Here is a 25,318-nt window from a genome sequence, read left to right as displayed (position 1 = left end):
TTCTGCTGCGTCGTCACAGGGGGAATCGGGGGGATCCGACTGTCGCCCTCAAGCAATGACCACTATCTGTGCGAGGGCGCGACCACAGCATTACGGAACCGCCCCCGCCCGTCACCGCCGGACAGGGATGACCCAGCACAACAAGCTCAGGAGAACCGCGCACGCGGCGCGCACCGCGCTGGCACCGGGGCGAGGCACCAAGAGGCGGCCGAGGAAGCTGTGGCCTCCGCGACTGCCGGACTATCCGCGGCCGGGGCGGCAGGGCTGGCGCCGGTGGATTCCCTCGTGGCGACAGGCCCTGGGCTCGTTCCTGACGGCCATGGGCACGCTGACGGCGCTGGTGACCATCGCGTACGCACAAACAGAGATACCCAAGGACCTGAACTCGTTCGCCACCCAGCAGGACAACGTCTACTACTGGGCGGACGGCACGCCGATGGCCCGTACTGGCTGGGTGAGCAGGCAGGAAATGCCCCTGTCGAAGATCCCCGAGCACGTCCGATGGGCCGTACTGTCCGCGGAGAACAACAGCTTCTACTCGGATCCCGGCATTTCGGCCCAGGGCGTCACCCGCGCGTTCTGGAAGACGGTCGGCGGTGGGAACACCCAGGGCGGCTCCACCATCACCCAGCAGTATGTGAAGAACGTCTATCTCACGCAGGACCGGTCCTTCTCGCGCAAGTTCACCGAGATGCTGATGGCGATCAAGCTGGACCGTCAGCTGAGCAAGGACAAGATCCTTCAGGGGTACCTCAACACCAGCTGGTTCGGGCGCGGTTCCTACGGACTGCAGCGGGCCTCCCAGGCCTACTACGGCAAGGAAGTCACGGAGCTCAACGCCAGTGAGGGCGCCTTCCTCGCCTCCCTGCTCAAGGGGGCATCGCTCTACGACCCCACGCTCGGCCCCCACAATCGCGAGCGTGCCGTCGAGCGGTGGAAGTGGACGCTGGACCGCATGGTGGAAACCGGCAGGCTGACCCCTGCCGAGCGGGCCAATTACACCAAGTTCCCCGAGCCGAAGGCGGCGCCCAAGACGAACACGAACAACGCCGGCGGCCAGAACGGCTACCTCGTGGCGCTCGCCGAGTCGTACGCGAAGCGATCCGGGAAGATCCCCGAGGCGCGCTTCGCCCTGGGCGGCTTCCAGATCTACACCACCTTCGAGAAGCCGCGGATGACCGCGCTCACCAAGGCGGTGAAGGACACCCGCGCCACACTGGATCCCAAGCGGCGCCCCACCGACCGGCACGCCAGGTTCGGGGCCGCTTCGGTCGCCGCGGACGGGCGGATCCTCGCGGTGTACGGCGGACCGGACTTCCAGCGGCAGGCCTTCAACGAGTCCAACGCGTCGACGGTCCCGGCGGGCTCGGCCTTCACCCCCTTCGTGTACGCCGCCGCACTCGAGCACGGTGTCCAGCTCGAACGCGAGGGCTCCCGTACTCCTGTCACTCCGTCGACCCTGTACAACGGGGACGACAATGTGCCGTTGGTGACACCGGAGGGCCCCTACTGGGACCGCGGCGGAAAAATGGTCAAGGGGCAGAACACCGACGACCGTTCCTACGGCCGGATCGCCCTGGGCGACGCCATGACACAGGGCGTGGACGCCCCGTTCCTCCAGCTCGGCACGGACGTGGGCCTTGACCTCGTACGGCGTACGGCCGAGGACTCGGGAATGCTCGCCTCCAACTTCGGGCCGCCCGTGCCCGCCTTCGCGATGGGCACGTCCACGCCCAGCGCCATCCGCATGGCCGGGGCGTACGGCGTGTTCGCGGCCCGCGGCATGCACACCGACCCGTACTCGGTCCGCAAGGTCACCCGCAACGGCGAGCTGGTCCCCCTGCCCCGTCCCCGACGGGCCCGTGCGCTGACGCCCGACGTGGCCGACCGGGTCACCGAGGCGCTCACCCCTGCGGGTCGGCAAGCCTCCCGCAAGGCCGGAACCACGCAGGACGACACCGCGCGCTGGTACGTCGGCTATACGAAGGAGGAGTCCACCGCGGTGGTCGTGTACCGCATGGACCTCTCCAGCAGTCTCGCGCCGCTGCCGCTCGAAGACTTCGGCGAGGACCCGGCCGCGGGCGAGAAGTATCCGGCCGAGATCTGGAGCCAGTACACGGACGCTCTGAAAAAAGAGCACTGAACAAGTGCCGCGTCCGCCACTGCCCACGCCCCCTTCTGCCCGTCTGCTCGTCTACCCGTCTACCCGTCTGCCTGGAGTCGTCGTGATGATCTGGAAGAAGTCCGCCGCGCTCCGCGCACGGGTCAACAAGATGCCCGGCATCAGTCTCGGTATAGCCGCCGTTCTGCTCACCTCGCTCTCCGCGACCGTTGCCATGTCCACTTCCGACAGCCCCACGGAGAACGTGGTCGCGCCGGAGGCCACGGCTGCCGCCCCGAAACCCAAGGGCGGCAAGGACGAGGAGAAGTGGGACGGGCAGGTCAAGGTGCTGGGAGACGGCTCCACGTCCTATACGGGGCCACAGCCTGGCCGGCTGAAGGCGAAGCGGCTCAAACCGGGTGAGAAACCACCCCAGTTCGTGGTGTTCTCCTGGGACGGCGCGCTTGAGGGCGACGACCGCCTGTTCTCGCGCTTCCGCCGGGTGGCGAAGGAGAACGACGCGCATATGACGTTCTTCCTCACTGGCATGTACCTGCTCCCGAAGGATCAGAAGAACCTCTATCAGCCGCCCCAGCACGAGACCGGGGCAGCAGCGATCTCGTACCCGACCGACGAGCACATCCGCACGACCCTGGAGCAGCTCGGCGGGGCCTGGCTGGAGGGCAACGAGATCGGCTCCCACTTCAACGGCCACTTCTGCGGCGAGAAGGGGGGCGGCGACTGGAGTACGGCGGAGTGGACCAAGGAGATCGACCAGTTCTACTCCTTCGTGCAGAACTGGAAGACGAACACGGGCATGACGGACCTCGATCCGCTGCCCTTCGACCCGACACGCGAGGTCGTCGGCGGCCGGGCCCCCTGTCTGGAAGGGCAGAAGACCCTCATACCGGCGACCAAGCCCTTCGGCTGGCGTTACGACGCGAGTTCCGCCGGGGACTTCCAGATCTGGCCCTCCAAAAAGGAGGGGGTCTGGGACCTCCCGCTGCAGATGCTTCCCTTCCCCGGCAAGGATTTCCAGGTGCTCTCCATGGACTTCAACTACCTGTACAACCAGTCGAAGGACAGCACCGAGGGCGATCCGGCGAAGTACAGCGCCTGGCGCCAGCAGACCCGTGACTCCTACCTCTCGGGCTTCCAGCGGGTGTTCCACGGCAGCCGGGCCCCGATGTTCATCGGGAACCACTTCGAGGACTGGAACGGCGGTATCTATATGGACGCCGTCGAGGACGTGATGAAGGACGTCTGCCCCCGCAAGGAGGTGCGCTGCGTCTCCTTCCGGGAACTGACCGACTGGCTCGACGCGCAGGACCCCAAGGTCCTGGCCCACTGGCGCACCCTGGATCCCGCGCAGCCGTCGGGCTGGAAGCGCTAGCCGACGGTCGGTGCGGGTACGCGGACCCGGGTCAGAACGCGGAGTTGGCGAACCACCGCAGCAACAGGTCGTCGTCACCGGAGGTCTCGAAGGCGTCCGAGGTCCGGTCGAGGCGCCCGTACAGAAGCAGCAGCAGGTCGGCGGCGGCCCCATGCACAGCCGCGCCCACTGCTGCCACCGCGCCCGTGCCCTCACCTGCTTCGGTAAGCCGCTCGACCGCGAAGCCGTCGGGACGCAGCCACACCAGCCAGCCGACGTCCCGGTCGGTGCAACGGAAGCGAATGGTCTCGTCATCGCCGCGCAAGTGCGCCGTCATGGGGGCGAAGGACGCGGCGAAGGGCAGATTGACCAGGAACTCGTCCACGCCGTCGACGGCGAGGCCGGGGTCGATCACGGGCCGCTGCCCGAGGGCCAGTTGTACGTCGACGTGGTGCACCAGCGTCTCGAACAGCATGCGCCGCACCCAGAACCTGGCGTGCTGATCGGCGCCCCACGCCCACATCGGGGCGTCCGGGTCGGTGTCGGCGAACGCGGCTGCGGCCTCGGCCGAACTCGCCGTCAGCCACTCGGCATAACCGTCCTCGTGCGCCGGTAGCCGCAGCTCCACCTCACGGCTCCGGGGCGGCACCTGAACGCGTTGGCGCAGCAGCACGGAGAACCAGCGCTGCACGCTCCCGGTGTGTCTGACGAGGTCGAGGAGGGTCCAGCCCGGACAGCTGGGCACGGGCGTGGCCAGGTCCGCGCCCCGGAGGAGGGCGACGAGCCCGGCGGTCTCCGCCAGCACGGCGTCGAGGTGGGCCGACGGTGTGGATACCCAACGGGAGTCATCTGACATGTCTGTGCGGCTTCGCCTTCTCGGTTGTTCGTTCCAACGGTGTCGCCCGAACAGTGTCGCCCCAACGCTGTCACCGCTCGGGCGACCACATGTTTCAGTCGCTGTTCACACAGTCCCCGGCGGCCGTGTCGGTTCCCGTGCTCCCGTCCAGCCAGGCCGTCAGGGTGTTGAGCCGGGCGCGCAGGTCGACGATCTCATCCAGGGAAAGTCCGGTGGACTCAGCGATCGCACGGGGCACGGCGAGCGCCCTGTCACGCAGGGCGGTGCCCGCCTCGGTAGGGCGGGCGGTGACGGAGCGCTCGTCGTCGACGCTGCGCCTGCGCTCCACATGGCCCGCGGACTCCAGCCGCTTCAGCAGCGGCGAGAGGGTGCCCGAGTCCAGCCGCAGCCGTTCGCCGATCTTCTTGACCGGCAGTTCGCCGTCCTCCCAGAGCACCAGCATCACCAGGTACTGGGGGTAGGTCAGGCCCAGATCCTTCAGAGCCGTCCGGTAGACGCCGTTGAAAGCGCGTGAGGCAGCGTGCAGCGAGAAGCAGATCTGGTGTTCGAGGCGCAGGAAGTCCTCGTCCCGTACGTCCGTCATGTTCATCAGCGCCTTCTCCATGAAGCCAGGATACCGCACACGATTCAGTTGTGCACAACTTAATTGTGTGCTCTAGTCCTCCCAGGACGTTTCCCCCAGAACGACGAGGATGGACAACACCATGGACGCGCTGTACACCGCTGTCGCCACCGCCAACGGCCGCGAGGGCCGCACCGTCAGCTCCGACGGCCAGATCGACCTGCCGCTCGGCTTCCCCGCAGCCATGGGCGGCAACGGCAAGGGCACCAACCCCGAGCAGCTTTTCGCCGCCGGGTACGCGGCGTGCTTCGCCAGTGCGATGGGCTCCATCGGACGCCAGGAGAAGCTCGACGTGAAGGACGTCTCGGTGACGGCCGAGGTCAGCATAGGCAAGGACACCGACGGCGGCTTCGGGCTGTCGGTCGTCATGCGGGTCGAGCTGCCCGAGCACCTTGAGGGCGCAGCCGGGCAGGACCTGCTGGAGAAGACCCACGCCTACTGCCCGTACTCGAAGGCCACCCGCGGCAACATCCCGGTCGAGCTCGTCATCGAATAGACGTCATGGGCGCCACTGCGCGCCGGACATGGCAGGGGGTGGGGCACAGACTCGATCGAGTCTGTGCCCCACCCCCTGCCATGTCCGGCGCGCAGTCGGCGCTCAGAGATTCGAGTCCAGGAATTCCCGCAACCTGGCCCGGTCCATGGGACCGGTCTCCGCAGCCGCCGTCTCACCGTTCCTGATCAGTACGATCGAGGGGGCGCCGGTGACGTCGTACCTCTTCGTCGGACCGGGGCACCGCGTCATATCGGTCCTGACGACGGTCAACCGCTCCGCGTAGACGCGCGCCATCTCTTCCACGACGGCGTCCATCTCCTTGCACGCCTCGACCGCCTTGGGCCAGGTCCCGCAGAAGTACGCGAGCACCGGGCCGTCCGTCATCGCAAGGATGAAATCGAACTCGGCACTCTCCAAGGGTTGATGAACCCTGCTCACCACGGGCGCTCCTCATGTTCTGGTCTGCGTGCTCTGATCTTCGCGTTCCAACCCGCACTCCGGCAATTCTGCCGGTTCACCAGTGTTGCCGTCGGGCGCGCAGGACGGAGCACAGACCCGCGGCCGCCCTACTGCAGCCGCCACTTCTGGTTGGCCGCGCCCGTGCACGCCCAGATCTGGGCCCGCGTCCCGTTGGCGGAGGAGTTGTCCGACGCGTCCAGGCACTTGTCCGCCGCCAGGTTCACCACGTCCGCGCTGCTGCCCGCCTCGTGACGCCACTGTTGTGCGCCCGAACCGTTGCAGCTGTAAAGCTGGGTCTTCGCGCCGTCCGTCGTCGACGCCGCCGGCCGCAGCGTCCCGCAGGACATCGCCGTCGTCGGTTTCGACGACATTCCCATGGCCCAGCACACCGAGCCGCCGCTGACCACCGTCCGCCAGCGCATGCGGCAGATGGGCGAGACCGCGGCACGGCTACTGCTCACGCGGCTCGGCGGCGAGACAATCCCAGACGAACCGGTCGTCCTGCCCACCGAACTCGTCGTCCGCCGCTCCGCACCCGCCCACTGACCCACCCGCGGCCACCGGACGGCCCGCCACCACGCCTGTCCCCCGCCCGGCACACCTCTGTCCCGCCCCGCCCCGCCGAAGGAGCCGCAATGCCACGACCTCGCCTCAGAAGCAGAACCGGTACGGCGGTGATCGCAGCCACCGCCGTACTCGGCAGTCTGCTCACCGGCGCCCTGCCCAGCGCCGCCGCCGACGGGCCCGCCCCCGTGGCCGTCGACCGCTTCGAGGGTGAGGTCCCCTTCGCGAACCCGCCCGCGGACGGCATTTTCACCCGGGGTGGTGACGCCGACGACCAGCCCAAGCTGGCGATCAAGGAGCGCGCCGACGCCCCCGAGGGCAGCAAGGTCCTCGAAGGCAGCTACGACATCAGCGGCTGGGGCGGTATGAGCCACGACTTCGCCTTCGACAAGCCCGCCCACGACTGGACCGCCCACAAAGGGGTCCGATTCTGGTGGTACGGCCAGAACACCGCTCCCCTGCCGCCCGGTTCGGGCAAGCGCATCAACTTCGAGATCAAGGACGGCGGCGCCAACGGCGAGGCGTCCGAGCTGTGGACCACGTCGTTCACCGACGACTGGGAGGGCTGGCATCTCGTCGAGATCCCGTTCTCCGAGTTCAAGTACCGGACCGACTACCAGCCCGTCGGCGGTATCGACCAGGTCCTGGGGCTGAAGGAGATGTGGGGTTACGCGCTCACGCTGCCGACCGGCGCCCCCGGCTCCTTCGCCCTGGACGGCATGGAGCTGTACGGCAAGGCCGAACCGGCCCTGAACGCCAAGGTCATCACCGACGCCGCCGTGTACCCGGTCGCCGAGGGGGCCACCGCCCAGGTGAAGCTCTCCGTCGCCACCACCGGCTCAGGACCGATCGACGAGCCGGTCACCGTCGAGTACACCACCGAGGGCGGCAGCGCCGAGTCCGGCAAGGACTACGCGCCGGTCACCGGCAGCGTCACCTTCCCGGCCGGCACGGCATCGGGTGACAGCCACTCAATCGCCGTAGCCACCAAGAAGGACCGCTCGGCCGAGTCCGCGGAGACCAGCCCGCTCAAGCTCACCGTCACCGGCGCCAAGGCTCCCGCCGAGACCCCTCAGGTCGTCGTGAACGCCCACGACCTGCCGTATCTCGACAAGAAGCTCCCGCTCAAGAAGCGCGTCGCCGATCTGCTGTCGAGGATGTCCCTCGCCGAGAAGGCCGGCCAGATGACGCAGGCCGAGCGCAACGCCCTCAAGTCGCAGGGCGACATCGCCTCCTACGAGCTGGGCTCGCTGCTCTCCGGCGGCGGCTCGGTGCCGACCCCGAACGCGCCCGAGGCCTGGGCGAAGATGGTCGACTCGTACCAACTGCGCGCCCAGGCCACCCGCCTGCAGATCCCCCTGCTCTACGGCGTGGACGCGGTGCACGGCCACAACAACGTCATCGGGTCGACGATCATGCCGCACAACATCGGCATCGGAGCGGGCCGTGACCCGAAGGTCTCCGAGAAGACGGGCGCCGTCACCGCCAAGGAGGTGCGCGCCACCGGCATCCCGTGGGACTTCGCGCCCTGCCTCTGCGTGACCCGCGACGAGCGCTGGGGACGCTCCTACGAGGCGTTCGGTGAAGACCCGGCGCTGGTCACCGCCATGGACACGGTGATCAACGGTATGCAGGGCGCCCGTAACGGCAAGGACCTCGACCGCAACGACAAGGTGCTCACCAGCGCCAAGCACTTCGTCGGTGACGGCGGCACCGAGTTCGGGTCCTCGACCACCGGCTCGTACACGATCGACCAGGGCATCACCAAGGTCACCCGTGCGGAGCTGGAGGCGGTACATCTCGCGCCGTTCGCGGACGCGGTCGAGCGCGGCGCCGGCACGGTCATGCCGTCGTACTCCTCGCTGGACATCCTGGGCGACGTCCAAGGCCCCGTGAAGATGCACGCCAACGCCGAGATGATCAATGGGGTCCTCAAGGACCGCATGGGCTTCGACGGTTTCGTGATCAGCGACTGGAAGGCCATCGACCAGATCCCCGGCGACTATCCGAGCGACGTACGCACGTCGATCAACGCCGGTCTCGACATGATCATGGTGCCGACCGACTACCAGGACTTCACCAGTACGCTGAAGGACGAGGTGACGGCCGGCCGCATCAGCCAGGCCCGTGTCGACGACGCGGTGGCCCGGATCCTGACCCAGAAGTTCAAGCTGGGCCTGTTCGAGCAGCCGTACGCCGACACCACGAACCTGAACCAGATCGGCTCCGCCGAGCACCGCGCGGTGGCCCGCGAGGCCGTCGCCAAGTCCCAGGTGCTCTTGAAGAACGGCGGCGCCGTGCTCCCGCTGAAGAAGTCCCAGAAGGTGTACGTCGCCGGGTCCAACGCCGACGACCTCGGCAACCAGGCCGGCGGCTGGACCGTCAGCTGGCAGGGCTCGTCCGGCAAGATCACCACGGGCACCACCGTCCTCGAAGGCATGAAGAAGGCCGCCCCCGGCGCGGAGATCTCCTACTCCAAGGACGCCTCCGCCCCCACCGACGGCCATGACATCGGCGTGGTCGTCGTCGGCGAGACCCCCTACGCCGAGGGCATCGGTGACGTGGGCAACGGCAACGACCTGGAGCTGACGGCCGCCGACAAGGCCGCGGTCGACAAGGTCTGTGCCGCGATGAAGTGCGCGGTCCTGGTCGTCTCAGGGCGCCCGCAGCTCATCGGTGACCGGCTCGGCGACATCGACGCGCTCGTCGCGTCCTGGCTGCCCGGCACCGAGGGCGACGGCGTTGCCGACGTCCTCTACGGCAAGCGCCCCTTCACCGGGCAGCTTCCGGTCACCTGGCCGAAGTCGGAGGCCCAGCTGCCGATCAACGTCGGTGACGCCTCGTACGCCCCGCAATTCCCGTACGGCTGGGGGCTGACCACCCTCGGCAAGGCTCCCGCGGGCGGGGAGACCGCCCTGAAGGCCATCGGCCTCGCGGCCGAGCTCCTCCAGGCGACGGGTCAGGGCAAGTCCGTGCAGGGCAGGGAACTGGTCGCCAAGGCGCGGCTGATCGTCCAGCAGAAGATCGGCCAGAACGTCACCGAAGCCTCGGCGAAGCCGTTCGCGAACGCGGACCATCTGCTGCTCACCGGGGACCTGTCGGGCGCGGTCACCGAACTGACCGCCGCCTACCGGGCCGCCTGAGCGAAGTGCGGGGTGAGGGCGCAGCTGCCCCTCACCCCGCACCGAGCGGCCGTCGGGCCGTGCCTCTCACCGCTTCAGTCATATCGGTATCCGGCCATCGCCCGGACGCTCGGGCGTGTCGGTGCCGAGCTCACGCGCCTGCGCCCGCCCCCACGCACAGAAAACCGCGTGCGCCGCGGGGCGTCAACCGCGTATCGCCCGCTTTCCCGGTCGGTACCGTCGAATTTCCGGCCGCCCGACGCCCCTCATCTGCCGCTTCCCGACGCGGTGTTCCGCGTTTTCAGCGGTCTGCGGGCGGGGGACGCACCCGACTCGTAACCCATTCCCGCGCCGCAATCGCGGTGTTCATGACCCCTTCGGCACCGCCTGATGGGATGCGCGGGCGTACATGGCCGTATCCTCATCATCGGATGCCGAACCTGGCCCGGAAGGCGACGCCGATGGAAACGGGCAGTTCGCTCAGCACGAGCCAGTGGCAACGGTGTTCCGTAGGTGATCCACGACGCTGCCCGGACCGGGAATTCTCGCCGGGCTCCCGACGCGGACACGATGTGAACCGAACGGTGGGCGACTGCCGGCCGACTGCCTGTCGCTGTCGCAATCAGTAGAGGTCGAGCTCGAAGCTGATCTGTGCAACGCCCCAGCGACATTCGATTCGACCGGTCACCGCCGCCGTCCAAAGCCAGCCGCTGCGGACATTCTGCTCGCCGTACCACAGCCAACATGGAGCCTTCATGACCGCACAGCCGCACCAGCGCCCTGACGAGGCAGCTGGTCTTCCCCACCCGATCAAGCCGGACTACACCTCGGTGTTCCTCCAGCCGGACCTCGCCAGCACGCGTCCGCACGCGGATGACGCCATCGAGGACGAGCCCCAGATCCCGAGCATTTCCAAGACCCGGTACTGACAGACCTTCCGGGAGCGGGCCGGGGGGCCCGCTCCTGACCGACGCTCCGCACGGCTTGCTGTGCGGAGCGTCGCCACGTCCGGGAGCGGGCGCCCCGCGAGCGAGGGCCCGTCCCCGACGACCGGCCGCTACTCGACGGCGGGGAGCAGCCCGGTGACGGGCTGCACGAGGTCGGTGACCTGGTGCAGCTCGTTGAGCTTGTTCAGCTTGCCCAGCTGGTGGGAAACGGTGGGCACCTGGTGCCTGCGGTCCGCCGGCAGAGCGCTCGTACCGAAGTCGTCGAGCTCGTCGGAGATGGACAGTTCGTACGGGCCGGAGGATTCGGCCGCACTCGCGAGGGGTGCCGCGAGTGCTGAGACGCCGGTGGCGAGGGCCACGACGGCGAGGACGCTCTTTGCTTTGATCATGCCTGGAGCAACGGTCAGGACCGTCCGACGGACACGGCCGCCCGGCCGCCCTCACCCACAAGGCGGAGTGGGCATTACCGGGGGTTCGAGAGTCCGCGGCACGCATCTCCCACGAACCGCTGCGTCGCCGGGTCGCTCGCCTGTGGCGTGGTCACTGAGCGCTCCCGGCGTGGCTCAGCGCGCCTCGCGCTCGGCGTTCTTCGCCTTGATGCGCTCAGCTTCCTTGCGGACCTCGGCCTGGGTGGCGCGCTCCTTCTCCAGCCACTCGGGACGCTCGGCCCGCAGCGTGTTGATCTGCTCGGTGGTGAGTGCCTCGGTGACTCCGCCGCGGGCGAGGCCCGCGATGGAGATGTCCAGCCGCTCCGCGACCACCGGGCGGGGGTGCGGGCCGTTGTGCCGCAGGTCAAGCAGCCACTGGGGCGGGTCGGCCTGCAGTGCGCTCAGCTCGGTGCGCGAAACGACCCCCTCCTGGAACTCGGCGGGGGTGGCTTCGAGGTACACACCCAGCTTCTTGGCCGCGGTTGCGGGTTTCATCATCTGGGTGGTCTTGTTCGAGGTCATGGGGTCAAGAGTATCGAGCGTGTGCGGTACCTCCGACCAGGACCGGTAACCTGGTGGAGTGACAGGCTCGGAAGCACCCCCATCGTTCAGGCTCGCGTACGTCCCGGGGGTGACCCCCACCAAGTGGGTGCGGATCTGGAACGAGCGGTTGCCCGACGTTCCCCTGACCCTGATCGCGGTGTCCGCCGCCGAAGCCCCCGACGTACTGCGGGCCGGTGGCGCCGATGTGGGTCTCGTGCGGCTCCCGATCGACCGGGATGTTCTGAGCGCGATCCCCCTGTACACCGAGACGAGTGTCGTCATGGTCCCGAAGGATCATGTCGTGGCCGCGGTCGACGAGGTGTCCGCCGAGGATCTGGCCGACGACATCGTGCTGAGTCCCCTCGACGACACCCTCGGCTGGGAGAGCCTGCCGGGGCGGCCCGCGAACGAGCGCCCCGCCACGACGACGGACGCCGTCGAGCTCGTGGCGGCAGGGATCGGGCTCCTCGTCGTACCGCAGTCGATCGCCCGCCTGCACCACCGCAAGGACCTGACGTACCGGCCGGTGTCGGACGCTCCCGAGTCGCGCATCGCACTGTCGTGGCTGGAGGACAGGACCACCGACCTGGTGGAGGAATTTATCGGCATCGTCCGCGGGCGGACCGTCAACAGCACTCGGGGCCGCCCCCCGACCCCGCCGCAGCCGAAGACCAAGCGCGCCGGTGCGGACAGCACACGGCAGAAGCCCGCCGCCGGCAAGTCGGCCGGCAAGAACCCTCGGGGCGGTTCCGGCGGCCCCAAGGGCGGCAAGAGCGGCAAGCCCCGCCGCCGTCCGTAGCCCCGGCGACGCGCGCCCCTGAGACGGCGCAGGGCCGCGCGCTGCCCTGCGCCGTGGCCGGATCTCGCTCTGGCCGCCGGCGGCGGTGACACGTGAGGATGCTCTGCGGCCGGGACACCGGATACCCCGGATGTCTCGCCGTGCAACGTGCGGGCGGCCACGCGTGGACCACGGCGCGGCCGTTCGGCCTGGCGCCCGGCCCGTACATGGGAGGTGTGGTGCTGTTCAAGAAGGCGGACGGCAGCATCGACGCCTTCGCGTCCTCCAGGACGCCCGGCCGCTCGATGGAGGTGCGCCGCCGGCAGAGCCCCGGTGATATGTGGGGGCCGGTGGAGTCGCTGGGGCAGGTCCCCGAGGCCAACATCGGGCTGAGCCGGCCCAAGACGGTCACCGAACTGCCCGACGGGCGGCTGAGTCTGACGGTTCATGAGCGGAACCGGGACACCCGCTACTGGCAGATCACCCAGGCGTCGCCGCAGGGCCCCTGGGGCCCGTGGCAGCTGTGCTCGGTGCCCCAGTGCGCCTGAGCAGCGTGCGTGCGACGGCGCCCGCCGGCCCCCGTCACACCACTCCCCCGGGGCCCGCGGCGGGCGCCCGTGACCGGGCGCGCCACGGTGAGTGCCCGGGACGGGGGCCGACGCCTCGATGTGGCCCGCCCAGCGCGCCGAACCGGGGTGAGATGCTGGTGTGGTGTCTTTCACGTGGCTCGTTCCTGAACCGATTTCGGCCGACCCACCCCACTCGACCGTCAACCCTCTATTGACCCAGTCGTGGCTGGACCTGGCGTTCCTGCATTGGGCGGTGGACCCGGCCGAGGTGGCTCCGCTGCTGCCGCCCGGAACCGTTCCCGACACCTTCGACGGTGTGACCTACGTGGGACTCGTCGCCTTCCGCATGCACCGCGTCGGCTGGTTCGCCCTCCCCGGGGTGCCGTACCTGGGCACCTTTCCCGAGACCAACGTCCGGCTGTACTCGGTGGACGCCCAGGGGCGGCGGGGCGTGGTCTTCCGTTCGCTCGACGCGTCCCGTCTGATACCGGTGGCGGTCGCGCGGGCCCTGTTCCGGCTGCCGTACCTGTGGTCCGGGATGACCGTCCGGCACGGCGAGGACACCGTGACGTACACCAGCACCCGGCGCTGGCCGGGGCCGCGCGGCGCGTACAGCAGGATCACCGTCCGCCCGGGCGAGCAGGTCGAGGAGCCCACTCCTCTGGAGGATTTCCTGACCGCCCGCTGGGGCATGCACAACACGTTCTTCGGGCGGCAGATGTACCTCCCGAACACGCACCCGCGCTGGCCCCTGCACCGGGCCGATCTGCTCGAATGCGACCAGGACCTCATCCGGGCCGCCGGTCTGACCGCGCCGGTCGGCGAGCCGGTGAGCGTCCTGTACTCGCCCGGTGTGGCCGTGCGCTTCGGGCGGCCCGCCCGCCCGGGAGGCATCCCGACCCCCTGACCCGCTGCGGCCGAGGACAGGAGCAAGGGCAAGGGGCAGGGATTTTGTTGATCTTCTCCAGGTACGCCGGCCCGGGGACGTCAGCGGGCGCCGAAGACCTGCGTCCACCACGGGCCGCCGGAGGCGTCGTGCACGCCGAGGCCGATCTCCTTGAAGGAGCAGTTGAGTATGTTCGCGCGGTGGCCGGGGCTGTCCATCCACCCCTGCATCACCAGGCCGGGGGTCTGCTGACCGCGGGCTATGTTCTCGCCGTACGTGCTCCAGGTGTACCCGGCGGCGGTGACGCGTTCCCCGGGGCCCCGACCGTCCGGGTCGCTGTGGTCGAAGTAGTCGCGGGCGGCCATGTCCTCGGAGTGGCGCTGGCCGGCCGTGTCCAGGCGGGCGTTCTGGGTGACCGGGGCGCAGCCGCTCTTGCGCCGCTCGGTGTTGACCAGGGCGGTCACCTGCTGGGCGAAGGAGGAGGGTGCGGCGCCCGGCTGCGCGCTGGGGCGGGGATCGGGTGTTGACACCGGTCGGGGAGGGGCCTTGCTCGGCGCCGGCTTCGGCTTCGGCCTGGGCTTCGCCTTGGCGGTCTTCTTGACCGGGGTGGCCGAGGCGCTCGGGGCCTTGGACGGCGAGGCCGACGCTTTCGGAGAGGGCGACTTCGTCGAGGGGGCGGCGGTCGGCACGGCCGCGCCGACGGCGGCCTGTGCGGGGGCCACCTTCCGGGCCTCGTCCGGCTTCAGCAGGGTCAGGCCGGCGTATGCCCCGCCCCCCACCAGAAGCACGGCCGCCGAGGCCGCCACGGCCCGCCGACGTCGTATCGCCCGTCGGCTGACCCGCTCCTGGCGGCGGCCCGAGGACGCGAGCTGGACGGGGAGGTCGTCACCGTACGCGGCAAGGGCGGGCGAATCGTGGCCGCCGGGAGCGACCGCGTCGGCGAGCGCGGCGGACACGGGCAGCAGCCCCAGACCCACCAGCAGCCGTTCGGCCGGTACCAGTCCGGCGCCGTAGCCGGAGCAGACCGTGCAGTCGCGGGCGTGCCGCGCAAGCCGCTTGCGCCAGAGCGTCGACGGGTCCCCGCCCCACGGCACGATGGCATCGCCCAGCAGCGCGCACCGCGGTTCGGCCGACAGTGCCCGTACGACCACCCGCGCCGTCTCCAACTGCGCCTTCACCCGCTGTATTCGTACCGCCGTGTGCTGGGGTGACAGTTCCATCGCCGCGGCCACCTCGGCCCGGGTGAGCTCGCCCGCCGCCTCCAGCCACCAGAGCGACAGCAACGCCCGGTCGTCGGCGTCCAGCCAGCGGGTCGCCTCCGCGACTTCGCGGCGCTGGCCCGACAGGCCGAGCCGCAGGATCGTCAGGTCCACGAAATCCGCGCCGGGGTCGGCCATGTCGCGGGCGTCCGGCAGCTCACCGCTGACGGGGGCCGTGCGATGGGACTGCCAGTGGTCACGTATCTGATTCATGGTGATGGCCACCAGCCAAGACCGGAAGCTGCCCGGGTCGCGCAACGTGCCGAGGCCGCTCAGCGCGCGGATCAGCGTCTCCTGCACCACGTCGTCGACGTCGGCGTGCCCGCTCAGCGCCCGGCCCACGATGTTGTAGACGAGCGGCAGGTACGCGGCGACAAGCTCGTCCTGCGCCCGCTGATCCCCACCCTGCGCCGCCTCGATCACTGCGGTTTCGCGTTCGCTGCCCACGCTCGACACTCCTCCTCGGGCTGTGCCCGGTCCCGACTGTTCCATCCGACACAGAGGGAGACCGGTCGCTGGGGCCGCGATAACGAAAATTCCGGGACCCGATGCTGCCGGATGCTACGTCGCCGCCCGCGCATCTGCCGCCCGTCGAGTACGTGACTTGTGCGACTCCCCGGGCCGAAGGTCGATTTGCCCCCGAACATGGGTGTGGCGTGCCGCGGCTGGATTGCCGTGGCACGCCGTGCGGGTGACTGCGGGGGTTTCACTCCCTCAGGGCGTTGCCCTCAGGAATGTGACCGCCTGCTCGAATCAGCGGTGGTGACCGCGCCCCCAGGACTCGGTGTCGATGACCCGGCCGCGGTCGTTGCGCAGGATGGCCTTGTCCGAGCGGTTGTCCCAGACGTAGTCGCGACGGTCCTGGAAGACATCGTGGCGGCTGTCACGGCCGAAGCCGGTGTGGACCTTGATGGCGGAGCGGCCGTGCAGCCGGACGTTGGTGAAGCGGTAGCGCTGGCCGTCACGGTTGGTGAGCGTGAAGTTCCGCAGGTTCACGGTGTGGCGGCCCTTGTTCTTCACCTCGATCCACTCGTTGTTCAGGCTGCGGTTGGACTGGTCGTCGTGGCCGGGGCTGTCGTACTGGACATCTCCGATGACGACGGCCGACCGGTCCCGGTCCCAGTCCCTGTCCCTGTGGTCGGCCGAGGCCGGCAGGGCTGCTGCGCCGATGACGGCGCCGGCGGCCAGGACTGCGGCGGCGATACGGCGGGCGTTACGAGAAGCAGACATGGAATTGCCCCCTCTGAGCGTGCCGCCGGCACTCAGGAAGCGAACCGGCGGGCAGTGCAGGTTCCCGGCTTGTTGCCGAGGAGCCACACTTTGGCCCCACGGCCGGGGTGTCTGCGGGCGTACCGGCTTGCGTTACTGAAGGCGGACATTTCCGTAACCCTCTTCTGTATCGCGCACGAATCCGGAACGAGCACCAACCAAAGGTTCGCTGGGAGTTACACCTACCCGTTGAGCGCTCAACAACAACCGCTTTCCAGCACCGCTCACTCCCTCCGCTCACTCCCCCCGCGCCGGTCTGCGCAGCCCGGAAGTATTGGTAACAGACACGGAGGCCGATCTCTCGTACGCAGAGGAGCAAAGTCGCTCTGACGTGCGGTTTCATGGGGCCGCAGGGAAGTCCGGGGCGTGGGCAAGGCGGTGCCCACGCCCCGGACCAACCGCGCCGGGTTCATTGCCTCGGGGCGGCGCCGATCGACGGCCCGCCCGCCCAGAGCCCGCGGTTTCCGGATGTACGACTCAGGCCCACTCGGCGTCATGGACGCTGCGGGCGGTCAGGGCAGCGGAATACCGCGGGCCGTGATCCACAGTTCGTACCACTCCTCGTGGGAGAGGGCGGGTTCCTGCAGCGCCGCGTCACGGCAGGCGCGGATGCGTTCGGGGCGCGCGCTGCCGATGACCGGGGCAATCCTCGCCGGGTGGCACTGGAGCCACCACAGCAGAATGCTCTCCGGCGTGGTGCTCTTCGCCTCGGCGAGCGAGGCGACGAGGCGGGCGGTCGCGTGTTCGCTCGGCGCTTCCTGGCGGCCGGTGAAGCGGCCCTGCGCGAGTGATCCCCACGCCTGGAGGCGGATCCCGTTCGCCCGGCAGTACTCGATCGTCCCGAAAGGAAAGCCGTTGGCCGCACCTTCGGGGGTGTTCACCAGGACACCGGATTCGACCCAGTCCCTGCTCCGCAGGCTCATTTCCAGCTGATTCTCGACCAGCGGGAAGTCGATATGTCGCTGAAGGTGCGCGATCTGTTCCGCGCCCATGTTCGACACGCCGAACCGTCGGACCAGGCCCTGCTGATGCAACGCCGTCAGCGCTTTTCCGGTGTCCTGCGGATCGGCCAGGGGATCGGGACGGTGCAGCAGCAATACGTCGATGACATCGGTGCGCAGCCGCGTCAGGCTCTCCTCGACGCGCTGGACGATGCTCGGGCCGCGCAGGTCGTAGTGGCCGGGGCGCTTGCCGTCCGCGAGGCGGATGCCGCACTTGGTCTGCACCGTGACGCGCTCACGAAGCCCTGGTGTGCGGGCGAGTACCTCACCGAAGACGGCCTCGGACTTCCCGTGCCGATAGATGTCGGCGTGGTCGAACGTGGTGATGCCGATGTCCAGCGCCGCTTCGATCGCCGCCTCGGCCTCGGCGATGTCCGCCGCACCATAGGGCGTGGTGTCCCAGCTGCCGCCCAGACCCATGCACCCGTACATCAACCGATCGCTGCCTGCGCCCGCCACATCCCTGGTCGTCACGCCGTCACCCTACGGCGCGCCGGACGGGCGGCCCTCCTCACGGGGCACCGGGACAGGCCCCGACTCCCACCGCCGCGATGAAACGGTGGGAGTCGGGGCCTGCCACGCAGCGACTACCTTCCCCTCGCGCTGCCCGCGGTCGCCAGCGGCATCTGGTCCGACGGGGGCGGGCCGTCCGCGCCGTTGTGCTGTGCGGCCCAGCTGTCGAGAGCCGTGCGGCAGGCGTGGTCCAGGTGGCGGAGCTCGGACAGGTCCAGTTCCACGGGCCTGTCCGCGGGCAGCGCCTCCAGTGCGTCGAGGATCTTGGGGAGCCGGAGGAAGGTCGCGTTGCCGGTGACCGCGACGACCAGGCGTCCCCCGGTCAACTCGCGTACGTCGAGGTTGACATGGGAGGTCTCCCAGGCGGTCTTCACCACAGCGAGCAGCAGCCCCAGCAGGACGCCCTCGAACATGTTGGTGACGACGATGGCGACCGCGGTCACCCCGAGGATCAGAGCCTCTCCGCGGTGCTCGCGCCACAGCGGTCGCAGCTGACGTACGGGCACCAGCTTGGCCCCGGCGTACACCAGGACACCCGCGAGCGCCGCGAGGGGGACGACGCCGAGAGCAGCCGGGAGCAGCGCCGCGAACAGCAGCAGCCAGAAGCCGTGGAGGATACGCGAGAGCTTGGTTTGGGCACCGGCCTGGACGTTCGCCGCGCTGCGTACGATCACCGCGGTCATCGGCAGGGCACCGAGGGCGCCGCACACGGCGTTGCCCACGCCCTGGGCCATGAGTTCCTTGTCGTAGTCCGTGCGCGATCCGTCCGTCATACGGTCGACCGCCGCGGCACTGAAGAGGCTCTCCGCCGACGCGATGAGGGTGAACGCGAGCACCGTACCGATGACCGACACCTGGGCGAGAGCGCCGAGTTCGCCGAGGCCGGGCGGCTGGATGGACTCCAGCAGGCCCCGCACCTCCACCTTGGCGATGGGCAGTCCGAACGCCGCCGTGGCGATGGTCGCGAAGGCGATGGCCGCGAGCGGGCCCGGCACCAGCCGCACCTTCGCGGGCATCCGGGGCCACAGCACAAGGATGGCGAGGGTGCCCGCGCCGACGGCGAACGCCGCGAGCGCCCCGGGGCTTCCCAGGATGTGGGCGACCAGACCGGGCAGCCCGGCGAGCTTCCCCGGGCCACTGTCCGGCTGGTCGGCGTCCGCCATCGCGTAGACCTGGCCCAGGACGAGGATGAGGCCGATCCCGGCCAGCATGCCCTGGACCACGGCCACGGAGATCGCGCGGAACCAGCGCCCCCAGCGCAGCGCGCCGAATGCGAGCTGGAGGAGGCCCGCGGCCAGCACGATTACGCCGAGGGATGCGAGCCCGTACTCCTGAACGGCCTCGTGCACCAGGACGGTGAGTCCTGCCGCGGGGCCGCTGACCTGGAAGGAACTGCCGGGCAGGCAACCGACGACGAGCCCGCCGACGATGCCGGTGATCAGGCCGAGTTCGGCGGGCACACCGGAGGCGACGGCGACACCGACGCAGAGTGGGACAGCGACGAGAAAGACAACGAGGGACGCGAGGACATCACGCCGGACAACGGTGGGGCTGAGGTTACTGATCTTGCCGAGCATAAAGTTCTTGCGGAGCACGAATTCTCCGGTTCGTCGACATTGGTGAGCGAGAGCTGCGCCGAGGGGCGCGGGCCGTGGGGACGCCGCGCCGCGCCTACAGCGGCTGGAAGGTTCCGGTCTCCGGGCGGTGGCGACGTACAGCTCCGGTGTGCACTTCGTAGAACCAGGCGTCCAAGGAGAGCTGCCCGGCCGTGATGCCTTCGCGTACGCAGGGGTAGGCCCGTAGCCGCTCCAGCTGGGCAAGCGCGTGCCGCTGCACGGGGTCGGTGAGATCGGGTGCTGCGGCGACCGCGGCGTCGTCGCTGTTGCGCAGCCGCTCCGGCGCGGCGTTGTCGAGCCAGTCGCGCACCGCCGGTACGGCACGCAGGTCGTCGTCGCGCACCATGGCGCCAACGGCTCCGCAGTGGGAGTGCCCGCAGACGACGACGTGGCGTACGCCCAGGACGCGTACCGCGTACTCGATGGTCGCGGTCTCGCCGGCGGGCTGTTCATTGCCGTATTCGGGGACGATATTGCCGGCGGTGCGCAGCTCGAACAGGTCGCCGGGGCCCGCCCCGGTGATCAGCGACGGCACGACGCGCGAGTCGGAGCACGTGATGAAGAGGACCTCCGGTGTCTGCCCGCTCGCGAGCCCGCTGAGGTCTTCGCTGCGGGTTCCGAAGGAACGGGCGTGCGCGATGAGTTGCTGCAAGGTGGCCTGCCTCCTACACGCCGATGAGCGCGTGGTGTGGTCGGGTCATGGGTGGTCTCGGTGCAGGCAGGGCTGCCGCTTCATCGACATTGACGAGGCGGGGGCGTCGGCCGGTGCGGGGCGGACCCACTGGCGACGGGTGCCCGGCGAGCACTTGATCCACACCATGAACCAATGATCCTGAAGCGAACCTGAAGCGCAGTCGAACAGATAGGAAATGCGCCGCGAAGAGCGGTTTGGCGTTGTTCAGCTCAGGTATCGGCAGATCACGGCATAAAGGGCCCTGGCTTCCTCGCCCGGCTCATTGCCGATGTCCGCGAGGCGGACGGGCTCGGGCCCCTGCGGGGACGGGAACACGGTGTGGTGCCAGGAGCGGTCCCTGGTCACGATGACGGGGTCCCGGCCGGGGAACTGGTCGGCGGTGATGTCCACCAGGACTCCGTCGCGCTCCAGCCAGGCGTGGGTCTGCCGGTCCGTGCGCGCGCCGCGGTACTGGCCCCACCGGCCGAGTCCGCACTGGGCGAAGTAGTCGGCCAGCAGCACGGTCGTGGGCCAGCACGTCCCGGCGGGGAAGCTCCTGAACGGCAGATACACGAGGTCCGGCCAGTTGTCCCGGGAGGCCTCGATGCCATGGCGGAAGCGCTCGGCGGCGCTGCATACGTCGTCCACAGCTCTCATCGTCCACCGCGTACGCCGACCGCGCCCGGCGGGAGCCTCCCACCGGGTGAGCACTCGGCCCGCACCGTCCCCCACAGCCCCGGACCAGTCCCGCACAGCCCGGCACAGAACGAAGGGGCCGGCTCACGACTGGATGGTCGCGGGCCGGCCCCTTCGGCGGTACGGGTCGGGCTACTTCTTGAAGCCGTAGTCCATCAGCTTCTTCGCGTCCGCCGTGCGGTTCGCCGACGAGGAAGAGGTGAGGACCGTGCCGATGACGGTCTTGCTGCCACGGGTGGCGGCGAAGACCAGGCAGTACTTGGCCTGCGGGCCGGAGCCGGTCTTGACGCCGATGGCGCCCGAGTAGGTGCCGAGCAGGTTGTTGGTGTTGGTCCACGACATGTAGCGGTATCCGCCGCTCTTCGTCGTGACCTTCTGCTTGGTCGACTTGGCCTTCACGATCGTACGGAACGTGGAGTACTTCATCGCACTGCTGGCCAGCTTCGTCAGCTCACGCGGCGTCGAGTAGTTCGAGCCGTTCCCGATGCCGTCGAACGAGTCGAAGTGGCTGTTGTTCATACCGAGGCTCTTGGCCGTGGTGTTCATCTTGCCGATGAACGACTTCACCCGCGCGGCCCGCGTGGAACCGCTGCCGAACTTGTCAGCCAGTGCGTACGCCGCGTCACAGCCGGACGGGAGCATCAGCCCGTACAGCAGCTGACGCACCGTGACCTTGTCGCCGACGATCAGACGTGCCGACGACGCGGTGTTCGCGACGATGTAGTCGCTGTACGCCTTCTGGACCGTGACCTTGGCGTCAAGGTTGAGGTTCGGCTGCGCGAGCACCACCCTGGCCGTCAGGATCTTGGTGGTGGAGCCGGTGGAGCGACGGGTGTCCGCGGCCTTGCCGAAGAGAGTCTTGCCCGTGCCGTTGTTCATCACAAAGCCGCCCTTGGCGACAATGCTCGGCGCCGGGACCGCGGCGGCCTGCGCCGGAGTGGTCAATACCCCGGCCGACAGAACGGCCCCCGTGGTAATCGCCACTGCGGACGCACGACGCATGCTCATAGCGCTAATTTTCAAGATGAATACCCCAAATACCCCTGTGGTGCGGTCACATGAGAGTGCCCCTGGCTCAATGAACGCACGAAACGGCACAATAGATGCGCGTTCTGCCATGACATCTTCACCCTGCCCGCACAATGATCCGGCGCCCAGGAGTTTAAGCCCGCCCTGGACCGGGTCCTCCCGCGCACCTGCTCTGTAGCGGGAATGTGACGGCCCGGAGGAGAGTGCGGGGGCCTGACACCTCGGCGGACGGCATCGGCGACGAGGCACGCGCGCGCAGGGGGATCCTGGGAGCCGCCGAGCGCTGTACGCACCTGTGCCGGGGGCGGCGATGTCTCGCCGCCCCCGGCACAGGTGAATCCGGCAGGAGCTGGTCAGAGCGCCCCGGAGTCAGCGATGGTGATCTTGGCGCTGGTCTTGCCGTTCGAGGAGCCGTAGCCCTCGATCTTCTTGACCAGCTTCAGGCTGTCCTCGTCGGCGACCTCACCGAAGACGACGTGCTTGCCGTCGAGCCACGAGGTCACGATGGTGGTGATGAAGAACTGGGAGCCGTTGGAGTTCGGCCCACTGTTCGCCATCGACAGCTGGCCCGGCTTGGTGTGCTTGAGCTTGAAGTTCTCGTCGTCGAACTTCTCGCCGTAGATGCTCTTGCCGCCGGTGCCGTTGCCCCGGGTGAAGTCGCCACCCTGGAGCATGAAGTCCGGAATGACACGGTGGAAGGACGAGCCCTTGAAGCCGAAGCCCTTCTCGCCGGTCGCCAGCGCGCGGAAGTTCTCCGCCGTCAGCGGGACCACGTCGTCGAACAGGTCGAAGGTGATCCGCCCGGCGGGCTCGTCGTTGATGGTGATGTCGAAGTAAACCTTGCTCGTCATACCGACATCCTGACACTTCCCGGACGCCCAAGTCTCCTCGGGGGACTCGGCGGGCGTCCCGTGTCCCGCCGAGCGCGTAACCCGTATTGGCGTGTACACGGTCTGGACCTCTGTGCCCTCCGGGTCCACTGTGGTCCCTGATAGCCGGACGGAGGGAGCTGCTGTGAGGCGTGGACGGGTTGCGGCACTGGTGGTACTGGCGCTGGTCTGGGTGACCGGCTGCTCGGATCCCTCGGACGGCCCCACCGCTCCCCCGGCAGCCGCTCCCAGTCCGCCGGCCGCCGGGCGGTCCGCGGAATCCGGGCCGGGCACGCCCGCCCCGAAGGCATCGAAGCAGCGGGAACAGCGGCCTCGGGAGAAGTCCAGCGTCCTGTACCTCGGGGACTCCCTGGCCATGGAGAGCCAGGCGGCCCTGGCCGACCGGGTCTCCGCCACCGGGCGGGCGACCGTACACAGTGCGCCGCATTCCGGTACGACCCTGTGCGACTACCTGACCGAGACGCAGCACGATTCCCTGGTGCCGCCCCGGGACAAGGCGGCCGCCCTGGTCGGGGCCGAGCGGCCGAGCGTCGTGGTGTTGCAGTTCTGGGGAAACTCCTGGGGCTACACGCCGTGCATGGGCTCGATCCCGCAGGGCGGCAACGCGCGGTACTACACGCGGTACGCGGCCGACGCGAAGGCTCTCACCCGACAGATCGCGGCGGCGGCGCGCGACGCCGGGATCCCCCGTCCCGGGATCGTGTGGGTGCTACAGGCCCCGGACGCCTTCTCGCCGGACCGGGTCCGCCGGGTCAACGACATCTACCGGGCCCAGGCCGCGTCAGGTCCGGACACCGTGGCGGACGCGGGACGGCGGGTGAGCCCGGCGGGCGACCGCTACACCTGGACACGACAGGTGCCCTGCAACGACGAGGAACGGGCCCGCGCGCGAGACTGCGCGGGCGGGCTCACCGCCCTGCACCGCGAGGACGATCATCTGCACTTCTGTCTCGCCCCGACCACGAAGAATTCCCGCCCGTGTCCGGTGCGCTCGCCGGGCATCGTGCGCTATACCAACGCGATCGCCGAGGTCGTCGACGTATCTCTGCGCGGCAAGACCTGACCGTTTCCGCGCGGCAGGACCCGACCGGAAAAATTCTTGGGCAGACTGTCGATCCGCCCGCACCTCGATCGACGCAGGGGTGAGAGCGAGCCTATCGGCGGTCCCGCGCATGGGCTCCGCAGGCCAGATTCCGGACGCACCAAGGAGAACACCGTGCCCAAGCTGCGCGTACACAACCTCACGATCTCCCTGGACGGTTACGCCGTCGGCACCAATCAGCGTCTGGAAGCGCCCTTCGGCGACGGTGTCGAGGACCTGCACGCGTGGATGTTCGCCGCGATGAGCGACCGTGCCGAGGGCAAGACGGGGATCGACATCGACCACCTCGACCGGAGCGAGCAGAACATCGGTGCCACTGTCATGGGGCGCAATATGTTCGGGCCGCAGCGGGGTCCGTGGGACGACGAGTCATGGACGGGGTGGTGGGGCCCCAACCCGCCTTACCACCATGAGGTGTTCGTCCTGACGCACCATCTGCGCCCGTCGGTGCCGATGGAGGGCGGGACCACCTTCCATTTCACCGACGAGCCCATCGAGACCGTGCGGCAAAGGGCGTTCGAGGCGGCCGCGGGCCAGGACGTACGGATCGGGGGCGGTCCGACCACCGTTCAGCAGTTCCTGCGTGCCGGGCTCGTCGATGAGCTGCACCTGGCCATCGTCCCGATCCTCGCCGGCGGGGGCGAGCGGCTGCTCGACAACCTGGGGGCCGGTATCGACGGCTACCGCGTCGCGGATCAGGTCAGCTCAGCGGCCGCGACCCATGTCCGGCTGATCCGCCGCTGACCCCACCGCCACCTTGCGCACGACGTTCACCAGCGGGAGTACATCCCATCGCCGCCCCGGGAGGCAATCGAATTTATTGCCCGGGGCGGCCCTTCGGGCGATCAGGTGGGCCGGCGCCGGGCGCTCACGCGCTCACGCGCTCACGCGGCGGATTTTCAGGGTGTTGTCCGTGCGAGTGCCCGGCTCCCCGTCGGGAGCGGTCTGGATCCGCTGGTGTTCTTCGCTGATGAGCACCTCCCACTGTCCTTCGGGGAGTTCAAGCGCTTCGAGGACCTCCTTCGTCATCGGGAAGTGCACACCGGGTTGAGGGTTGTCCTCCCAGGAGGGCCATCCCGCGTGCCCGACGACCAGGAGCATCCCGCCGGGCGCGACGGCCGAGGCGGCGGACCGCAGGATCTCCTCGCGCGGCATGTCGCCCAGGGAGTGCAGGAATTGGGCCGATACGAGTTCGAAGGCGCCCTTGGGGAAGGACGCTCCGAGATCGTGCTGCTGCCAGTCGATACGGTCGGCGACCTCCTCCGCTGCCGCATGCCGGGCCGCACGGGCCAGGGCGACCCCGGAGATGTCGGTGGCGGTGACGCGCCAACCCTGCCGCGCGAGCCAGATCGCGTCGGCCCCTTCACCGCACCCCAGGTCGAGGGCCTTGCCCGGCCGCACTCCGGTGACTTCGCGGACCAGGGCGGTATTGGGGTTCCCGCTCCAGATCCGGTCGCTCTGCTCATAGCGGCTGTCCCAGAACGCCTCGTCAGAGGTGCTGGTTTCGTCGTCGGCCATCGAGGTCTC

At 69.2% G+C, this 25,318-nt stretch carries 24 protein-coding genes and 2 pseudogenes; 11 read left to right on the top strand and 15 right to left on the bottom strand.

From position 1 onward, the window contains the following. Window positions 1–127 precede the first annotated feature (127 nt). Window positions 128–2,143: a transglycosylase domain-containing protein gene (locus ABCR94_RS15630; protein ID WP_347119900.1), complete on the top strand. Its 2,016-nt coding sequence runs from the start codon at window positions 128–130 to the stop codon at window positions 2,141–2,143. Window positions 2,144–2,228: 85 nt separating this feature from the next. Continuing rightward, window positions 2,229–3,494 carry a polysaccharide deacetylase family protein gene (locus ABCR94_RS15625; RefSeq protein WP_347119899.1) on the top strand — a complete coding sequence of 422 codons (1,266 nt, stop codon included), beginning with the start codon at window positions 2,229–2,231 and terminating at the stop codon, window positions 3,492–3,494. A gap of 31 nt (window positions 3,495–3,525) precedes the next feature. Here ABCR94_RS15625 and ABCR94_RS15620 read toward each other — a convergent pair whose 3' ends face one another. Together ABCR94_RS15620 and ABCR94_RS15615 are read right to left on the bottom strand one after the other, a co-directional pair. After that, complete coding sequence (locus ABCR94_RS15620; protein WP_347119897.1) at window positions 3,526–4,329, bottom strand: maleylpyruvate isomerase family mycothiol-dependent enzyme; 804 nt, start codon at window positions 4,327–4,329, stop codon at window positions 3,526–3,528. 94 nt (window positions 4,330–4,423) lie between these two features. Next, window positions 4,424–4,933 carry a MarR family winged helix-turn-helix transcriptional regulator gene (locus ABCR94_RS15615; protein WP_347119895.1) on the bottom strand — a complete coding sequence of 170 codons (510 nt, stop codon included), beginning with the start codon at window positions 4,931–4,933 and terminating at the stop codon, window positions 4,424–4,426. Between the two features lie 100 nt (window positions 4,934–5,033). On the opposite strand from ABCR94_RS15615, the gene ABCR94_RS15610 reads away from it, so the two are divergent. Beyond that, the gene (locus ABCR94_RS15610) at window positions 5,034–5,447 is read left to right on the top strand and encodes an organic hydroperoxide resistance protein (RefSeq protein WP_347120146.1); all 414 of its coding nucleotides are present in this window, start codon (window positions 5,034–5,036) and stop codon (window positions 5,445–5,447) included. Between the two features lie 102 nt (window positions 5,448–5,549). On the opposite strand, the gene ABCR94_RS15605 is transcribed toward ABCR94_RS15610, so the two are convergent. Both ABCR94_RS15605 and ABCR94_RS15600 read right to left on the bottom strand, forming a co-directional pair. Continuing rightward, window positions 5,550–5,888, bottom strand: coding sequence for a thioredoxin family protein (locus ABCR94_RS15605; protein WP_347119893.1), 339 nt, complete (start codon window positions 5,886–5,888; stop codon window positions 5,550–5,552). Window positions 5,889–6,013: 125 nt separating this feature from the next. Continuing rightward, window positions 6,014–6,226 (bottom strand): annotated as a pseudogene (locus ABCR94_RS15600) (RICIN domain-containing protein); the annotation flags it as partial. Between ABCR94_RS15600 and ABCR94_RS15595 the strand changes: the two are divergent. From ABCR94_RS15595 to ABCR94_RS15585, 3 genes and pseudogenes are all read left to right on the top strand, one after another. Continuing rightward, window positions 6,225–6,452 (top strand): annotated as a pseudogene (locus tag ABCR94_RS15595) (substrate-binding domain-containing protein); the annotation flags it as partial. The pseudogenes ABCR94_RS15600 and ABCR94_RS15595 overlap by 2 nt on opposite strands. Window positions 6,453–6,541: 89 nt before the next feature. Then, entirely contained in the window at window positions 6,542–9,613 is a 3,072-nt protein-coding gene (locus ABCR94_RS15590) for a glycoside hydrolase family 3 N-terminal domain-containing protein (RefSeq protein WP_347119891.1), read from the top strand. A 734-nt stretch (window positions 9,614–10,347) separates the two neighbouring features. Continuing rightward, entirely contained in the window at window positions 10,348–10,521 is a 174-nt protein-coding gene (locus ABCR94_RS15585) for a hypothetical protein (RefSeq protein WP_347119890.1), read from the top strand. A gap of 128 nt (window positions 10,522–10,649) precedes the next feature. On the opposite strand, the gene ABCR94_RS15580 is transcribed toward ABCR94_RS15585, so the two are convergent. Then, on the bottom strand, window positions 10,650–10,928 hold the full coding sequence (locus ABCR94_RS15580) for a hypothetical protein (RefSeq protein ID WP_347119888.1): 279 nt from the start codon (window positions 10,926–10,928) through the stop codon (window positions 10,650–10,652). A gap of 174 nt (window positions 10,929–11,102) precedes the next feature. After that, window positions 11,103–11,489: a DUF5997 family protein gene (locus ABCR94_RS15575; RefSeq protein ID WP_347119887.1), complete on the bottom strand. Its 387-nt coding sequence runs from the start codon at window positions 11,487–11,489 to the stop codon at window positions 11,103–11,105. A 58-nt stretch (window positions 11,490–11,547) separates the two neighbouring features. On the opposite strand from ABCR94_RS15575, the gene ABCR94_RS15570 reads away from it, so the two are divergent. The 3 genes from ABCR94_RS15570 to ABCR94_RS15560 all read left to right on the top strand — a co-directional run bounded on the left by ABCR94_RS15570 (window position 11,548) and on the right by ABCR94_RS15560 (window position 13,764). Then, window positions 11,548–12,309 (top strand): LysR family substrate-binding domain-containing protein, encoded by a 762-nt coding sequence (locus ABCR94_RS15570; RefSeq protein WP_347119885.1) that lies wholly within the window; start codon window positions 11,548–11,550, stop codon window positions 12,307–12,309. Window positions 12,310–12,449: 140 nt separating this feature from the next. Continuing rightward, window positions 12,450–12,836 (top strand): PLL family lectin, encoded by a 387-nt coding sequence (locus tag ABCR94_RS15565; RefSeq protein ID WP_347119883.1) that lies wholly within the window; start codon window positions 12,450–12,452, stop codon window positions 12,834–12,836. 163 nt (window positions 12,837–12,999) lie between these two features. Further along, the gene (locus ABCR94_RS15560; RefSeq protein WP_347119882.1) at window positions 13,000–13,764 is read left to right on the top strand and encodes a YqjF family protein; all 765 of its coding nucleotides are present in this window, start codon (window positions 13,000–13,002) and stop codon (window positions 13,762–13,764) included. 80 nt (window positions 13,765–13,844) lie between these two features. On the opposite strand, the gene ABCR94_RS15555 is transcribed toward ABCR94_RS15560, so the two are convergent. The 8 genes from ABCR94_RS15555 to ABCR94_RS15520 all read right to left on the bottom strand — a co-directional run bounded on the left by ABCR94_RS15555 (window position 13,845) and on the right by ABCR94_RS15520 (window position 22,650). Next, a complete protein-coding gene (locus ABCR94_RS15555; RefSeq protein ID WP_347119881.1) occupies window positions 13,845–15,449 on the bottom strand; it encodes a sigma-70 family RNA polymerase sigma factor in 1,605 nt (534 codons plus the stop codon). Window positions 15,450–15,755: 306 nt separating this feature from the next. Further along, complete coding sequence (locus tag ABCR94_RS15550; protein WP_347119879.1) at window positions 15,756–16,232, bottom strand: lamin tail domain-containing protein; 477 nt, start codon at window positions 16,230–16,232, stop codon at window positions 15,756–15,758. A gap of 551 nt (window positions 16,233–16,783) precedes the next feature. Beyond that, window positions 16,784–17,746, bottom strand: a complete 963-nt coding sequence (locus tag ABCR94_RS15545; protein WP_347119877.1) for an aldo/keto reductase — start codon at window positions 17,744–17,746, stop codon at window positions 16,784–16,786. Between the two features lie 113 nt (window positions 17,747–17,859). After that, on the bottom strand, window positions 17,860–19,362 hold the full coding sequence (locus ABCR94_RS15540) for a SulP family inorganic anion transporter (RefSeq protein ID WP_347120145.1): 1,503 nt from the start codon (window positions 19,360–19,362) through the stop codon (window positions 17,860–17,862). A 94-nt stretch (window positions 19,363–19,456) separates the two neighbouring features. After that, the gene (locus ABCR94_RS15535; RefSeq protein WP_347119876.1) at window positions 19,457–20,053 is read right to left on the bottom strand and encodes a carbonic anhydrase; all 597 of its coding nucleotides are present in this window, start codon (window positions 20,051–20,053) and stop codon (window positions 19,457–19,459) included. A gap of 246 nt (window positions 20,054–20,299) precedes the next feature. Continuing rightward, a complete protein-coding gene (locus ABCR94_RS15530) occupies window positions 20,300–20,731 on the bottom strand; it encodes a hypothetical protein (protein WP_347119875.1) in 432 nt (143 codons plus the stop codon). Between the two features lie 171 nt (window positions 20,732–20,902). Further along, complete coding sequence (locus ABCR94_RS15525; RefSeq protein WP_347119874.1) at window positions 20,903–21,778, bottom strand: D-alanyl-D-alanine carboxypeptidase family protein; 876 nt, start codon at window positions 21,776–21,778, stop codon at window positions 20,903–20,905. Window positions 21,779–22,152: 374 nt separating this feature from the next. After that, window positions 22,153–22,650, bottom strand: a complete 498-nt coding sequence (locus ABCR94_RS15520) for a peptidylprolyl isomerase (protein WP_347119873.1) — start codon at window positions 22,648–22,650, stop codon at window positions 22,153–22,155. Between the two features lie 163 nt (window positions 22,651–22,813). On the opposite strand from ABCR94_RS15520, the gene ABCR94_RS15515 reads away from it, so the two are divergent. After that, complete coding sequence (locus ABCR94_RS15515) at window positions 22,814–23,752, top strand: SGNH/GDSL hydrolase family protein (protein ID WP_347119872.1); 939 nt, start codon at window positions 22,814–22,816, stop codon at window positions 23,750–23,752. A gap of 153 nt (window positions 23,753–23,905) precedes the next feature. Then, window positions 23,906–24,535: a dihydrofolate reductase family protein gene (locus ABCR94_RS15510; RefSeq protein WP_347119871.1), complete on the top strand. Its 630-nt coding sequence runs from the start codon at window positions 23,906–23,908 to the stop codon at window positions 24,533–24,535. Between the two features lie 132 nt (window positions 24,536–24,667). Here ABCR94_RS15510 and ABCR94_RS15505 read toward each other — a convergent pair whose 3' ends face one another. Further along, entirely contained in the window at window positions 24,668–25,309 is a 642-nt protein-coding gene (locus ABCR94_RS15505; RefSeq protein ID WP_347120144.1) for a class I SAM-dependent methyltransferase, read from the bottom strand. Between the last annotated feature and the right edge of the window lie 9 nt (window positions 25,310–25,318).

This window comes from Streptomyces changchenzhani (genome assembly GCF_039766235.1).
Lineage (GTDB): Bacteria > Actinomycetota > Actinomycetes > Streptomycetales > Streptomycetaceae > Streptomyces.
The sequence above is the reverse complement of the archived record's forward strand: the minus strand, read 5'-3'. Positions and strand labels throughout refer to the sequence as shown.

Bases quoted from the DNA above. Each gene is read 5' to 3' on its own strand.
- ABCR94_RS15630 (WP_347119900.1), top strand. From the start codon at position 128: ATGACCCAGCACAACAAGCTCAGGAGAACCGCGCACGCGGCGCGCACC.
- ABCR94_RS15625 (WP_347119899.1), top strand. From the start codon at position 2,229: ATGATCTGGAAGAAGTCCGCCGCGCTCCGCGCACGGGTCAACAAGATG.
- ABCR94_RS15620 (WP_347119897.1), bottom strand. From the start codon at position 4,329: ATGTCAGATGACTCCCGTTGGGTATCCACACCGTCGGCCCACCTCGAC.
- ABCR94_RS15615 (WP_347119895.1), bottom strand. From the start codon at position 4,933: ATGGAGAAGGCGCTGATGAACATGACGGACGTACGGGACGAGGACTTC.
- ABCR94_RS15610 (WP_347120146.1), top strand. From the start codon at position 5,034: ATGGACGCGCTGTACACCGCTGTCGCCACCGCCAACGGCCGCGAGGGC.
- ABCR94_RS15590 (WP_347119891.1), top strand. From the start codon at position 6,542: ATGCCACGACCTCGCCTCAGAAGCAGAACCGGTACGGCGGTGATCGCA.
- ABCR94_RS15585 (WP_347119890.1), top strand. From the start codon at position 10,348: ATGACCGCACAGCCGCACCAGCGCCCTGACGAGGCAGCTGGTCTTCCC.
- ABCR94_RS15580 (WP_347119888.1), bottom strand. From the start codon at position 10,928: ATGATCAAAGCAAAGAGCGTCCTCGCCGTCGTGGCCCTCGCCACCGGC.
- ABCR94_RS15575 (WP_347119887.1), bottom strand. From the start codon at position 11,489: ATGACCTCGAACAAGACCACCCAGATGATGAAACCCGCAACCGCGGCC.
- ABCR94_RS15550 (WP_347119879.1), bottom strand. From the start codon at position 16,232: ATGTCTGCTTCTCGTAACGCCCGCCGTATCGCCGCCGCAGTCCTGGCC.
- ABCR94_RS15540 (WP_347120145.1), bottom strand. From the start codon at position 19,362: ATGCTCGGCAAGATCAGTAACCTCAGCCCCACCGTTGTCCGGCGTGAT.
- ABCR94_RS15530 (WP_347119875.1), bottom strand. From the start codon at position 20,731: ATGAGAGCTGTGGACGACGTATGCAGCGCCGCCGAGCGCTTCCGCCAT.
- ABCR94_RS15525 (WP_347119874.1), bottom strand. From the start codon at position 21,778: ATGAGCATGCGTCGTGCGTCCGCAGTGGCGATTACCACGGGGGCCGTT.
- ABCR94_RS15520 (WP_347119873.1), bottom strand. From the start codon at position 22,650: ATGACGAGCAAGGTTTACTTCGACATCACCATCAACGACGAGCCCGCC.
- ABCR94_RS15505 (WP_347120144.1), bottom strand. From the start codon at position 25,309: ATGGCCGACGACGAAACCAGCACCTCTGACGAGGCGTTCTGGGACAGC.